Here is a 14,521-nt window from a genome sequence, read left to right as displayed (position 1 = left end):
ATTAACCAATATTGTTTATTATTGGCTTATGCCTATTTATTTCAAAGGTGAATACTGTGTCTAAACGTCGTGTTGTCATTACAGGCCTAGGACTAGTTACTCCAGTGGGTAACGATGTCGATTCTTCTTGGCAGTCTTTATTAGCGGGTAAAAGTGGTATTGCACCCATTACCAAATTTGATGCAACTGAATTCAGTACGCGTTTCAGTGGCTCTGTAAAAGATTTTGACGTCGAGCAGTACTTATCGCGTAAAGATGCGCGCAAAATGGACTTATTTATCCAATACGGCATGGCTGCTGGTATTCAAGCCATGAACGATGCCGGTTTGGATATGGAAAAAGAAAACCCTTCACGAGTGGGAACTGCAATTGGTGCGGGAATGGGGGGGATGCCATTAATTGAGCAAAACCACGCCGCACTTTTAAAAGGTGGCCCGCGTAAGGTTTCTCCATTTTTTGTCCCAAGTACTATTATCAATATGATAGCAGGGCACTTATCAATCAAATATGGCATGACAGGCCCGAATTTTGCTGTAACAACCGCTTGTACTACTGGTGTGCATAACATTGGTTTTGCAGCGCGCACCATTGCATATGGTGATGCCGATGTGATGGTTGCAGGCGGTGCAGAGGATGTGACCTCACCACTTGCAGTCGCAGGTTTTGGCTCGGCTAAAGCGTTATCGACTCGTAATGACGATCCGCTTGCTGCAAGCCGTCCATGGGATAAAGACCGTGATGGCTTTGTTATTGGTGATGGTGCTGGAGTGATGGTCATGGAAGAGTATGAACATGCAAAAGCACGTGGTGCCAAAATTTATGCTGAACTTGTTGGGTTTGGCATGAGTGGCGATGCTTTCCATATGACTTCACCTCCAGCAGATGGTGCAGGTGCTGCTGCTGCAATGGTTAATGCTATCAATGATGCGCAAATTGAAAATGAAAAAGTGGGCTACATTAACGCTCATGGCACATCAACACCAGCAGGTGACAAAGCAGAAGCTGCAGCGGTTAAATCAGTATTTGGCCCTCATGCTTATGATTTATTAGTCAGTTCGACTAAGTCTATGACGGGGCATTTATTAGGCGCTGCGGGCTCAGTTGAAGCTATTGTTACTATTTTGGCATTACGTGATCAAATCGTACCGCCAACCATTAATTTAGATAACCCAGATGAAGGCTGTGATTTAGATTTCGTTGCCCATAAAGCAAAAGAGCATACATTTGACTACGCATTATGTAATTCATTTGGTTTTGGTGGCACTAACGGCTCGCTTTTATTCAAAAAAGCGGATTCGTAGAGTAAAGCACATCTTAAAATATGTCATAAATCAGTTTTGAATTATAATTAACATTCAAAATGAATACATAATAAAAGCAGTAACTTCGGTTACTGCTTTTTTATATTTGCTGTTTAATAGATTCATTCCTTTATTATCGAAACGTGGATATTTTCGAGGATAAATAACAATTCAATAATATAATGACTAAATTATTACAAAGCTGATTTTTTTAACGTTTTAGGTTTAAAAATATCGTAAACTGAGTCTAGATGATTCATTTAGGAGGCTGTATGGCCGGTATTGATAGAGAAATAACCTTACGATTTTTGGCCGAACCCGCAGATGTTAACTTTGGCGGCAAAGTGCACGGCGGCGCGGTAATGAAATGGATTGATTTGGCGGCTTATGCTGGCGCGGCAGGTTGGAGCGGGAAATACTGTATTACGGTTTATGCTGGCGGTATTCGTTTTGTGAAACCTATTCATGTTGGCAATATTGTCGAAGTGAGCGCTAAAGTAATTTATACCGGTACATCATCAATGCACTTAGGTATTGATGTAAAAGCGGGCGATCCTAAAGAACCTGAACGCCATTTAACCACCCATTGTATTGTGATCATGGTTGCGGTTGATGATGATGGTAAACCAACTTCTGTACCTGAGTGGATCCCACAAAATGAAGACGATGTTCGTTTAAGAGACTCTGCATTACGATTAATGGATATGCGTAAGCGTATTGGCGCAGAAATGGAAGCGCACGTTAAACCTGCACTGTAATTATAAAACCATTAAAATAATAAGAAGGATAATATGGCAAAGGTAGCATTTATCGGACTTGGTGTTATGGGATACCCAATGGCGGGTCATCTTGTCAAACAAGGTCATCAAGTCACTGTGTACAATCGTACAACGGCGAAAGCGGAAAGGTGGACTCAAGATTATCAAGGTGAGTTCGCGTTAACGCCAGCTTTAGCTGCAAAAGATAAAGATATTGTATTTACCTGCGTTGGTAATGATGATGATTTAAGACAAGTTATCTTAGGCGACAACGGTGTTATTCACGGTATTAATCAAGGTGCTGTACTCGTCGATCACACAACAGCATCAGCGGATGTGGCACGTGAAGTTGCTGCTTTGTTAGCTGGCCAAAATGTCGAGTTTTTAGATGCACCTGTTTCTGGTGGCCAAGCTGGGGCTGAAAATGGTGTACTGACCGTGATGATGGGCGGGAAAGAGTCGGTTTTCAATCAAGTCAAACCCGTGATTGAATCTTATAGCCGCTGCGCTGAATTATTAGGTGATGTTGGCGCTGGTCAATTAACTAAAATGGTTAATCAAATCTGTATTGCAGGTGTGGTGCAGGGGCTCGCTGAAGGGCTCCATTTTGCTAAAAGTGCTGGTTTAGATGGTTTAAAAGTGGTTGAAGTTATCAGTAAGGGAGCAGCGCAAAGTTGGCAAATGGAGAACCGTTACCAAACCATGTGGCAGGGCGAGTATGACTTTGGTTTTGCGATTGATTGGATGCGTAAAGATTTAGGTATCGCCCTTGAAGAAGGTAGACGTAATGGCAGCCATCTTCCCGTCACTGCATTGGTCGATCAGTTTTATTCAGAAGTGCAGTCAATGAAAGGTAATCGCTGGGACACTTCAAGTTTATTGGCTCGATTAGAGAAAAACCGTTAATGCTTCACTAGTGTTAATTAAGCTGTATTAGCACTGCTAGATTAATGCGTTTAACTTACTTATAGCTAGATAATATTGTCAGATAAAACAGCCAGTTAAAATTGGTAAATAAAAGCTCGTCACCATCTAGGGACGAGCTTTTTTGCATTTATATGCCGATTTGATTTTAAATCTTCAAACCAATCATTAGTTTATCGAGTTCTTCAGCCGTCGTGTTTAGCTCATTACAACCAGATACTGATAAATTGGCCGCTTCCTCAACATTATGGGATTGATTTCTAATTTCCATTAAATTAGAGGCTATTTCATTTGCGACAGCTGATTGCTCCTCTGCTGATGTAGCGATTAATACGCTCATCTCAAACACTTTACCACTATGATGGGCAATGCTTTCTAAATCGTCACCAGTTTGAAGGACATGCTTTTTACCTTCTTCTGCTTGTTCAACGGTCCGAGACATAACTTGTGTTAGGTTCTGAGTACCAGATTGTAAAGCTTCAATCATGGTTTTTATTTCTACCGTGGCAGATTGTGTTCTACCTGCAAGAGTACGAACCTCATCGGCAACGACGGCAAACCCACGACCTTGCTCACCCGCACGTGCAGCTTCAATAGCAGCATTTAAGGCAAGTAAGTTGGTTTGTTCAGAAATGGCATTAATTGTGGTTACAACTGCATCAATTTTACTGGCATTGTCATTTAATTCATTCACAGCGTCTGAAGCGCCAGCAATTTCAGTTGAAAGTAAATCAATGGCTTGCACTGTGGTTTCAATGTCGTTAGACCCTGCTGTAACCTGATTATTCGCCTCTTGAGTCTCTGCTGAAGATTGTTCTGCATTACGGGCCACTTCTTTAACGGCTGCAGTCATTTCCTCCATGGCTGTAGCCAGTGAGTCCAAATGTTGACGTTGATTAACAGCGACAGTTTGACCCTCTTCAGCCGTGTTTCTAAATGAATGTACTACATGCCTAATTTGCTCAGTAGCGTGAGTCATTTGAACGACAAGTTTGTGTTGCCTGTCAACCAATTCATCAACACTAATAGCCAGCAAACTAAATTCATCGGGGACTTCGAAAAAGTTTAATCGACTAGTTAAATCGCCTTCAGTTGCTCTACGTAGCGCCATCACAGTGGTATATAACGCGCCGCCGATAAACGTTGAGATGTAATAAGAAAAGAACAAAATAATTGCAATAATCAACACCATTAATAAATAGGCCAAATTATTATCGTCGGTGGTTTTATCATCGATAGTTTTGTGCGCTATTTGAGTGGTGATAACAATATCGTGAGAATTAACATTACTAAAGACATTAAAGCCTTGGCCTGTTTCGAGGGAACCGCCACCTTGACGTGCGATTTGTTGTTCTTGGCGAGAAAGCGTATCAATATTAACCGCTCGGCTTGAGCCATTTAAGTCAGATAGGAAAGCTTGTTGTTTATCTTGTTCAAGTAAATCTAAGGCAACTTCAACCGCATGATTATAAGTATTGTTAAGGGATATAGCTTCTTCAATTTCAGCTTCAGCTAAGGTCGTTTTAAAACTGCTTGTCAATGTAAAAGTTAGCAATAAAATCAATGCAATCGGAACAATCGCCAATATTGTGAATTTGGATTTAATGGATAATTTAATTAAAAATTGATCAACCCATCTAAACTTTACTTCTTTCATTTTGGCCTCTTGTTTTATACGCGCTATGTCGTTATATCGGATAATACTGATTAAACTTTAGATGGAGTTTTGTTAAAGGCAATAATGGCTGACTGATTAATTGCTACTGGCTTGTATATATTGAATTATTCATAAAATTATACTTTTAGGGGTATAAGATTTTTTAGCGTTTGATAAATTTCAATTTACATGAGGCTAACTCATGATAACGCAGGAGTTTACTGGTTTAAATTGCAATAAATGCTAGTAAAATATGCCTAGGTCACGTAAAATCCCATCTTTTGTTTTAACCCCATGCTTTAGGTTTAATTTTACATTTATGCCTAGACTAAATATGTCGTCTAACCTTAGACGCCCAAACGCATTTGATATGCAAGAATGCAGTGGAAGATATAATGCAGCAGTTAACTGAGATCGTAGAACAAGCCTTAGAAGTAATCGCTAAGGCCAGTGATCTAAAGACATTGGATGATATCCGTGTCGACTACCTTGGTAAGAAAGGTAAAATCACTGACATGATGAAATTGATGGGTAGCTTAAGTCCAGCAGAAAAACCTGCCTTTGGACAAGCAGTCAACAAAGCTAAACAAGCGGTGCAGAAAGAACTTTCTGAGCGTATTGAAGGCTTAAAATCTGCTGAATTAGAAGCGCAACTTATCGCTGAACAAATTGATGTGACCTTACCTGGTCGTACAATTGAATTGGGTGGCTTGCACCCAGTGACCCGTACTATCGAACGTATTGAAACTTTCTTTGGTGAGTTAGGCTTTTCTGTTAAGAACGGTCCTGAAATCGAAGATGATTTCCATAACTTTGATGCATTAAATATTTCAGAGCATCATCCGGCTCGTGCTGATCATGACACTTTCTATTTTAACCCTAAAGTGATGCTTCGTACGCAAACTTCAGGTGTTCAAATTCGTACTATGGAACACGAAAAACCGCCTTTACGCATTATTTCTCCAGGCCGTGTTTACCGTAATGATTACGATCAAACTCATACACCTATGTTCCACCAAGTGGAAGGGTTATTAGTTGATGAGAAAGTTAACTTTGCTGAGCTGAAAGGTATTTTGCATGATTTCTTGCGTAACTTCTTTGAAGAAGATTTAGAAGTTCGTTTCCGTCCATCTTACTTCCCATTCACTGAACCTTCTGCAGAAGTGGATGTGATGGGCAAAAATGGCAAGTGGTTAGAAGTATTAGGTTGCGGCATGGTGCACCCTAATGTCCTTCGCAGTGTCGGTATTGACCCTGAAAAATACTCTGGTTTTGCTTTTGGTATGGGGGTTGAGCGTTTAACAATGCTGCGTTACGGCGTAAATGACCTACGTGCCTTCTTCGAAAACGATTTACGTTTTCTTAAGCAATTCAAATAACGGAGCAATATAAAGATGAAATTCAGTGAATCTTGGCTTCGTGAGTGGGTTAACCCATCAGTAAGTCGTGACGCGTTATCACACCAAATTACAATGGCTGGTCTTGAAGTAGACGGCGTTGACCCTGTAGCCGCCGAATTTAGCGGTGTTGTTGTCGGTGAAGTGGTTGAGTGTGGTCAGCATCCTGATGCTGACAAATTGCGTGTAACCAAAATTAATGTCGGTGAAGAAGAGTTAATCGATATCGTTTGTGGTGCACCAAATTGTCGTTTAGGTCTTAAAGTTGCTGTTGCTATGGTAGGTGCTGTTTTACCTGGTGACTTTAAAATTAAGAAAGCTAAATTACGTGGTCAACCATCATTTGGTATGTTGTGTTCGTACGGTGAATTAGGTATCGACATCGAAAGCGATGGCATTATCGAATTACCGACAGATGCTCCAATTGGTAAGGATGTTCGTGAATACCTTGACCTTAACGATGCGGTGATTGACGTTGATTTAACGGCAAACCGTGCAGATTGTTTAGGCATGGCTGGTCTTGCGCGTGAAGTTGGCGTATTAAACCGTGAAGCAGTAACAGAGCCAACTTGGGAAGCAGTAGCTTCGACTATCGACGATAAAGTTGCGATTAATGTTATCGATGCACAAGCATGTCCTCGTTACTTAGGCCGTGTAGTTAAAAACGTTAACCTTGCCGCTGCAACTCCATTGTGGATGCAAGAGAAACTGCGTCGTAGTGGTATTCGCTCAATTGATCCAATTGTAGATATTACTAATTACGTATTAATTGAATACGGTCAGCCAATGCATGCATTTGACTTGGCTACCTTATCGGGTGCTATTCAAGTTCGCTTAAGCGACGGCGTAGAGAAATTAACGCTTCTAGACGGTAATGAAGTTACTGTGCCTAGTGATACATTAGTGATTGCAGACGACAGCGGTTCAATCGCGTTAGCCGGCGTATTTGGCGGTGAAAAAACCGGTGTTACCACTAAAACTCAAGATATCCTTTTAGAGTGTGCTTTCTTTGCGCCTCTTGCGATTATGGGTAAGTCACGCCGCTTAGGTCTTCATACCGACGCTTCACACCGTTTTGAGCGTGGAGTCGACCCTGAACTACAACATAAGGTTATGGATCGTGCTACTCGTCTAGTATTAGACATTTGTGGCGGCGAAGCTGGCCCTGTTGAAGAAGCTGTGACTGAAACTCACTTGCCTAAGCCTGTTGAATTGACATTACGTCGCAGCAAACTAGACAAAATTCTCGGCCATCATATTCCTGATACTGACGTGACTGAAATTCTTGAGCGTTTAGGTTTCAATGTAACCGCTAATGCTGAAACGTGGGATGTTGTCACTGCAACTTATCGTTTTGATATGGCGATTGAAGAAGATCTTATTGAAGAAGTGGCTCGCATCTACGGATATAACAATATCCCTAATATCGCGCCTGTAGCTTCATTAACCATGTCTGATCACAAAGAAGCTGATATTTCACTACGTAAAGTACGTAATGTTTTAGTCGCACGTGGCTTCCAAGAAGCGGTGACTTACAGCTTTGTTGATCCTAAGCAACAAAATCTTGTTCACCCTGATGCGCCAGCGATGATTTTACCGAATCCTATTTCGGTTGAAATGTCAGCGATGCGCCTCTCTATGTTCACTGGATTATTGACGTCAGTAGGTTATAACCAAAGCCGTCAACAAGGTCGAGTGCGTTTATTTGAGACTGGTTTACGCTTTGTACCTGATGCAAAAGCAGATTCTGGTGTTAGACAAGAAGCAATGATTGGTGCAGTGATATCTGGTGTTCAAAATGATGAACATTGGTCAATGGATTCAAAAACTGTCGACTTCTTTGATTTAAAAGGTGATTTAGAATCAATTATCGGCTTGACAGTTTCAACTTCTGAATTTACTTTTAGAAGTGCAACACATTCTGCTCTTCATCCAGGGCAATGTGCTGAAATACTAAGAAATAATCAGGTCATTGGTATCATTGGTGCTATCCATCCTAGTTTGGAAAAGCCTTTTGGACTGAATGGCAAAACAATTATTTTTGAGTTAGAACTGGACGCTTTACTGCATGCCAGTTTGCCGCTAGCCCAGACTGTATCTAAGTTTCCTGCAAATCGACGTGATATTGCTGTTGTTGTTGAAGAAGAAGTTTCTGCAACTAATGTTATGAATTTGATAAGAAAAGTTGGCGAAAATCAGTTGGTTGGCTTAAACTTGTTCGACGTATACCGAGGTAAAGGTGTTGAAGCAGGCAAAAAGAGCCTAGCAATAGCACTTACATTACAAGACATTACTCGTACGCTTGAAGAAAAAGATATAACCGAAACTGTTGATTCAGTTGTATCTGCACTTAAGACCGAGTTCAACGCATCGTTGAGGGACTAAAAGTATGGCACTTACCAAAGCCGAAATGGCAGAACATCTTTTTGAAACGCTGGGCATGAACAAACGTGTTGCCAAAGAGATGGTTGAGTCTTTCTTTGAAGAAATTAGAGAAGCACTCGAAAGTGGTGAGCAGGTCAAGTTATCTGGCTTTGGAAACTTTGATCTGCGCGACAAGAATCAAAGACCGGGAAGGAACCCAAAAACTGGTGAAGATATTCCAATTTCAGCTCGACGTGTTGTGACGTTCCGTCCAGGACAAAAGTTGAAAACTCGAGTTGAAGAATCGAACTCGGCTAAGAAATAGTTTCGCTTTATTCAAAAAGCCACTCAATTGAGTGGCTTTTTTGTTTTCTAAAATTAATTAATCACTACTCCTGATGTTGGAGAGGTAAAAATATCGTGCTGTGAGTAGTAGAAAATTGTTATTATATGTCTTTGGCTCCGCTATTCATTTCACTGCGCTGATGTAATTTTGAGGTTTCTTTTGGCTAGACAAGCAAAACATTTCGATCGTCGATTTACTCTTTCTTTGTTACACCATCGATATTGGGGTACTTGGTTTGTCATTCTGATTTTATTCATTTTTGGCATTATGCCGGCTTGGCTACGCGATCCCATTTCGCGACTCCTCGCCAAGCTTGTAATGTCGATTGCTAAAAAACCAATTAATATTGCACGAATTAATATGCGTACTTGTTTTCCAGATAAGCCAGAAGCAGAAATTGATGCCTTGATTAAAGACAATGTCGATATGTTTGTTCTAACATTAATGTCGCAAGCTGAGTTGTTACTGCGCTCTAATGAACATATTAAAAGTCGTGTCACGATTGAAGGTTTTGAACATGTCGAAGCTGCAAGACAAGCAGGGCAGCCGATGATTTTTATCATGCCTCATGTTTGGCCAATCGATTATGCTGGGATCAGGCTTAACATCGAACTGCCGATGGTGACAATGGCAAAAGCTCACAGGAATGGCTTGTTTAACTGGTTTAGCAACCGTCTACGTAGTAGTCAAAACGGTCGTGTTTACATGCGAGAGGCGGGTATACGTGCTCTAATCAGCGAATTAAGACAAGATAATAGTTTCTTTTACCTGCCAGATGAGGATTTAGGCCCAGAACAAAGCGTTTTTGCGCCATTACTGGGGACTGTTAAAGCAACACTGCCAGTGGTTGGCCGTTTAGCTCAAGCAGGAAAAGCGCAAGTACTGCCAGTTAAAATTGGTTATGACAAACAAGCGCGACAGTTTAATTTAACCGTGATGCAGGCAGTAGACCCAGAAGATATGCAAGGTAAGGATAATGAAGCCATTGCCCTTAACAAAATGGTTGAACAAGTTATCAATGCTTATCCTGAGCAATACATGTGGTTTTTAAAGTTTTTGAAAACAAGACCAGATGGCGAGAGTAAACTGTATTAAATCCTACAATCAGTGATTTGTGCTGTTGTAAATGATAGTCGTGTTTCAATCACTTTAACCAATATTAAAATTAAATTAAAAAGGCACAAAAGATGATTCTTTTGTGCCTTTTTAATATGTATCTTATAACCCATCAATGATAAATAATGGGTTATTCAGAGAAGTAAAACCAACCTTGATTGATAAACTCTGTGAGTATTAATAGTAAAGCGGGGTGATGACTCCAAGTCGATAACATTTGTTGACTGATTGAATGCTCATTAGCGATCACCTTGATAATTTCAGCATCGATGCCTTCAACACTGACTACTTCACCATTTACATAGAGATGGGCTTGTGTATCCGCCTCAAGTGTTAATACTTTTAAACCACCAATACGTTGCATACTTGCACCGTCTTCAATGGCTTCAATCATATCTTCAGCCGAAATAGGTTGCTCGAATGGATTAAGGTCAAGTTCAAAGCGATTTTGACTAAGCAACTTACCTAACATTGTTTGATACTGATTCGGGTTATTTGCTAGCTCAGCTAACAAGTTCATCATACCTTGTTGTTGCTGTTGGCTAACAATGCCTTTATTGGCTTTTTCTTCAGTTGAAATAAATCGCTGTTTACCCGCGTTATTGTCAATTAAAGAGTCTGCAAGTTCAGTTAATAGCTCTTGCTGACTAGGGGCCCTAAAACCAATGGAGTAACTTAACGCAAGGGTTAACGTTTCACCACAATGTGGATAACCAGGGGGAATATACAGTACATCGCCTTTGGTCAATACAACATCAATGATAGGCTCAAAGTCGTCTACTAAAGGGCTGTTTTTATCACCGCCACGCTGCTTATGGTGACCATTATTGCCCACTTGCCAGCGACGCTCACCTTCGCCTTGAATGATAAATACATCATAATTATCGATATGTGGTCCAACACCGCCTTTTGGCGTCGCAAAAGAGACCATTAGATCATCAAAGCGCCAGTCAGGTAAAAAACGAAAGGCTTCCACTAATGGCTGTGACTCAGGGTACCAATGGTTAACGGCTTGAACTAATAATTGCCAGCCATCTTCACCGTATTCGTCATAATCCTCAAATGGCCCTTGGACCACATTCCAGCCTTGAGCTTGTGTTTGCACAATACGTGAAGAAATATCTTCTTCCATGGCTAAACCCGCTAGTTCATCTGCAGAAATAGGATCTTCGAATGCATTGAAGGCATTTTTAATCACAATAGGTTTTTTTTGCCAGTTTTCACGTATGAATTCAGCAGTATCAAAATTTAATGTATACATAATTGTAAAAAAGGCGACAGCTCATAAGAGGTGTCGCCATTCCTTATTCTACAAACAAGTGACTTTTATAAATAATTTTATATAAGCATTTGTTTGGAAGATTATTTTAACTCGTCAACAAATGCTTCTGCACGGCCGATGTAGTTAGCTGGTGTCATTGTTTTAAGCTCTGCTTTGACACTGTCAGGCAGTTCTAAACCATCGATGAATAAAGCAAGTTGCTCGCCATCAATACGCTTACCACGTGTTAGCTCTTTTAATTTCTCATATGGCTTTTCAATACCATAACGACGCATTACTGTTTGTACCGGCTCAGCCAATACTTCCCAGTTTTTGTCGAGCTCTGCTAACAGGTTAGCTTCGTTAACTTCTAACTTGCTGATGCCTTTCATCGTTGCTTGATAAGCAATCAACGAGTGGGCCATACCAACACCTAGGTTTCGTAAAACCGTAGAATCCGTTAAGTCACGTTGCCATCTTGAAACAGGTAATTTCGCGGCTAAATGCTGCATTAGCGCGTTAGCAATACCTAAGTTACCTTCTGAATTTTCAAAATCAATAGGGTTAACTTTATGCGGCATGGTTGAAGAACCAATCTCTCCAGCAATAGTACGCTGCTTGAAGTGGCCCATGGCAATGTAACCCCAGATATCACGATCGAAATCGATTAGGATTGTATTGAAACGTGCTACGGCATCAAATAATTCAGCAATGTAATCATGCGGTTCGATTTGAGTCGTGTATGGGTTCCAGTTAATGCCAAGGCTAGTCACAAAACGTTGTGACAGCTCATGCCAGTTAACTTCAGGGTAAGCTGAGATGTGTGCGTTGTAGTTACCTACTGCACCATTGATTTTACCCATGATTTCAACAGCGTTGATTTGGTTTAGTTGACGCTCTAGACGTACTGCTACGTTTGCCATCTCTTTACCTAAAGTTGTAGGTGAAGCTGGTTGACCGTGAGTACGTGACATTAGCGGTACAGACTTGTTATCTGTCGCTAACTTTTTAATGGCATCCACAATTTCTAAACACTGAGGTGCTAGAACAAGTTCACGCGCTTCTTTAAGCATTAACGCATGAGACAAGTTGTTAATGTCTTCTGAGGTACAAGCGAAATGAACAAATTCGTCAATAGCGACTAATTCAGCATTATCGGCAATTTGTTCTTTAATGAAATACTCAACCGCTTTAACGTCGTGGTTGGTGGTTCTTTCAATTGTTTTAACGCGTAATGCGTCTTCTTCGCTGAAGTTATCCTTGATGCTATCCAGTAAGATTAACGCTTCTTCACTGAATGGCGGAACTTCTTCAATCTCTGGGCAACTTGAAAGTAGTTTTAACCAGTTAATTTCAACTTGAACACGGTATTTAGTTAAACCGAATTCACTGAAAATACCTCGTAATGAGGTGGTTTTGCTACCATAACGACCGTCTATCGGAGAGATAGCGGTCAGTGCAGAAAGATCCATTTGAAGCTCCTTGATGAACTTTTGTTGTAGGGTGATACGATTAATTATTTTTACGGCTACTAATTGCAGTATCCACAATGGCCTTACGAGCAAAAACAAGGTGACGACGTTTGCCACCTAATTGACGCCATAAAACAGCACTGCGCATAGCTGATAGAAGTAAAGCACGGATTTTTTGTTGTACTTGCGGTTGTTGCAAGCAAGCTGGATTACCAGAAATTTGTAATTTAGGCCCAAGTTCGCTGATCACATCGCTATAAATACTCGCTAAACTTGCGACAATTTGCTCATCTGTGATGGCAAAGTGGTGTAACTGTCGATGGACTTGGTTAATTCGTTCTGCAAGCATGCCTAAGCCATTAGCTGAGCGAGCGAGTTTACGCTCCAGAGCGAGCATACCGACAAGATAGCGTGTGGTTTCAACATCTTTGCTATTACCATCACCTAATTGTTGCTCAATTAATTGATAGCCTTTATTTAATGCATGCTTATCTTGGTAGATATCAGAAATTGATTCTGGGTCTGTCACCATAATGGTGTTCAAACTCGCAGCCATTGCGGTTTCGTCTGATTCACCATGACGAGCAAGGTGTTGAACTTGAGCAACCGCTTGTAAAATACCTGCAAACGCCATAGTGCGTTCAAATAATACTTGGCTCACGACCTATCCTCTAATTAAGGTATCGATAATGCCGCCACCAAGGCAGACTTCACCATCATAAAATACGGCTGATTGACCTGGTGTTACCGCTGCAACAGGTTCATCAAACATGACTTTGATGTTATCAGCATCTACTGTTGTCACGGTGCATTTTACATCGTGTTGGCGATAGCGAGTTTTTACCGTAATGCTTGCTGGTGAGCTAGGACCTTGGCGGTCAACCCAATGTAGCTGACTGACCATCATGCCATGAGACATTAGGCGAGGGTGGTTGCCACCTTGTGCGACGATTAATACGTTACGTAATAAGTCTTTTTCAACGACATACCAAGGGTCGTCATTGCTGTTTTTCAAGCCGCCGATACCTAAACCTTTGCGTTGCCCTAAGGTGTGATACATCAAACCTTGATGGGTACCAATGACCTCACCTTCAGCGGTTTCTATATCACCTGGTTGTGCAGGTAAATAGGTGCCTAAAAAGTCGGTGAACTTTCGCTCACCAATAAAGCAAATACCGGTGCTGTCTTTTTTATCATGGGTTATTAAGCCCATTTCTTTGGCGATATCACGAACTTGGTATTTCTCTAACTCGCCCACTGGGAATAAGCTTTTAGCAACTTGCTTGTCACTTAAGGTGTAGAGGAAGTAACTTTGGTCTTTATTGCCGTCAACGCCACGTAGCATTTGGGTGTTGCCGTCTTCGTTATCTCGACGACGCACATAATGGCCCATAGCAATAAAGTCAGCATCAAGAATTTCGTCTGCGAATTCTAAAAATGCTTTGAATTTGATTTCTTTGTTACACATGATATCGGGATTTGGCGTGCGACCCGCTTTGTATTCTTCAAGGAAATGTTCAAATACATTGTCCCAATACTCTGAAGCGAAGTTAACTGTATGCAACTTAATACCGAGTTTGTCACAAACAGCCTGAGCATCTTTTAAATCTTCGGCTGCAAGACAGTATTCATCCGTGTCATCTTCTTCCCAGTTCTTCATAAATAATCCTTCAACCTGATAGCCTTGCTGCATAAGCAGATAAGCTGAAACTGAAGAATCTACACCGCCGGACATACCTACGATGACTTTTTTACCATTTGAATTGGGATTGATTGATGTCATAAAACCTAAAAACCAGTGAATTTACGGATACAAGAGATGATCATGTGGTCGACGTTAGCGCTTTTCAAGTCGCTGTATATATATCGCCAAGTTCTGTTATCAAAACCGGTCATAAAAACCGATGAAAAACATCACGAAAATC

Annotated in this window: 12 protein-coding genes; 7 read left to right on the top strand and 5 right to left on the bottom strand. The window is 41.0% G+C overall.

Annotation, left to right across the window (positions count from 1 at the left end; translation table 11 throughout):
• Window positions 1-56 precede the first annotated feature (56 nt).
• From fabF to L2737_RS07715, 3 genes are all read left to right on the top strand, one after another.
• Entirely contained in the window at window positions 57-1,301 is a 1,245-nt protein-coding gene (gene fabF, locus L2737_RS07725; RefSeq protein ID WP_102528698.1) for a beta-ketoacyl-ACP synthase II, read from the top strand.
• A 272-nt stretch (window positions 1,302-1,573) separates the two neighbouring features.
• Window positions 1,574-2,059, top strand: coding sequence for an acyl-CoA thioesterase (locus L2737_RS07720; RefSeq protein WP_102528699.1), 486 nt, complete (start codon window positions 1,574-1,576; stop codon window positions 2,057-2,059).
• Window positions 2,060-2,092: 33 nt separating this feature from the next.
• Complete coding sequence (locus L2737_RS07715; RefSeq protein WP_229370364.1) at window positions 2,093-2,965, top strand: NAD(P)-dependent oxidoreductase; 873 nt, start codon at window positions 2,093-2,095, stop codon at window positions 2,963-2,965.
• Window positions 2,966-3,131: 166 nt separating this feature from the next.
• On the opposite strand, the gene L2737_RS07710 is transcribed toward L2737_RS07715, so the two are convergent.
• Entirely contained in the window at window positions 3,132-4,640 is a 1,509-nt protein-coding gene (locus L2737_RS07710; RefSeq protein WP_248955344.1) for a methyl-accepting chemotaxis protein, read from the bottom strand.
• 395 nt (window positions 4,641-5,035) lie between these two features.
• Between L2737_RS07710 and pheS the strand changes: the two genes are divergently transcribed.
• The 4 genes from pheS (at window position 5,036) to lpxM (ending at window position 9,842) form a co-directional block, all read left to right on the top strand.
• Window positions 5,036-6,019, top strand: coding sequence for a phenylalanine--tRNA ligase subunit alpha (gene pheS, locus L2737_RS07705; RefSeq protein ID WP_248955343.1), 984 nt, complete (start codon window positions 5,036-5,038; stop codon window positions 6,017-6,019).
• A gap of 15 nt (window positions 6,020-6,034) precedes the next feature.
• Complete coding sequence (gene pheT / locus L2737_RS07700) at window positions 6,035-8,422, top strand: phenylalanine--tRNA ligase subunit beta (protein ID WP_248955342.1); 2,388 nt, start codon at window positions 6,035-6,037, stop codon at window positions 8,420-8,422.
• 4 nt (window positions 8,423-8,426) lie between these two features.
• A complete protein-coding gene (gene ihfA / locus L2737_RS07695; RefSeq protein WP_102528704.1) occupies window positions 8,427-8,726 on the top strand; it encodes an integration host factor subunit alpha in 300 nt (99 codons plus the stop codon).
• A gap of 180 nt (window positions 8,727-8,906) precedes the next feature.
• A complete protein-coding gene (gene lpxM / locus L2737_RS07690; protein WP_248955341.1) occupies window positions 8,907-9,842 on the top strand; it encodes a lauroyl-Kdo(2)-lipid IV(A) myristoyltransferase in 936 nt (311 codons plus the stop codon).
• Between the two features lie 151 nt (window positions 9,843-9,993).
• Here the strand turns inward: lpxM and L2737_RS07685 are convergent, their stop codons facing one another.
• The 4 genes from L2737_RS07685 to mnmA form a co-directional block, all read right to left on the bottom strand.
• A complete protein-coding gene (locus L2737_RS07685) occupies window positions 9,994-11,124 on the bottom strand; it encodes a ribosomal protein uL16 3-hydroxylase (RefSeq protein WP_248955340.1) in 1,131 nt (376 codons plus the stop codon).
• A gap of 101 nt (window positions 11,125-11,225) precedes the next feature.
• Window positions 11,226-12,596, bottom strand: coding sequence for an adenylosuccinate lyase (purB, locus tag L2737_RS07680; RefSeq protein WP_102528707.1), 1,371 nt, complete (start codon window positions 12,594-12,596; stop codon window positions 11,226-11,228).
• 40 nt (window positions 12,597-12,636) lie between these two features.
• The gene (hflD, locus tag L2737_RS07675; protein WP_102528708.1) at window positions 12,637-13,257 is read right to left on the bottom strand and encodes a high frequency lysogenization protein HflD; all 621 of its coding nucleotides are present in this window, start codon (window positions 13,255-13,257) and stop codon (window positions 12,637-12,639) included.
• 3 nt (window positions 13,258-13,260) lie between these two features.
• A complete protein-coding gene (gene mnmA, locus L2737_RS07670; RefSeq protein ID WP_248955339.1) occupies window positions 13,261-14,379 on the bottom strand; it encodes a tRNA 2-thiouridine(34) synthase MnmA in 1,119 nt (372 codons plus the stop codon).
• Window positions 14,380-14,521: the final 142 nt, after the last annotated feature.

The organism is Shewanella electrodiphila (assembly GCF_023283985.1).
In the GTDB taxonomy this organism is placed as follows: Bacteria; Pseudomonadota; Gammaproteobacteria; order Enterobacterales; family Shewanellaceae; genus Shewanella; species Shewanella electrodiphila.
This window is presented reverse-complemented; position numbering and strand designations above follow the sequence as displayed.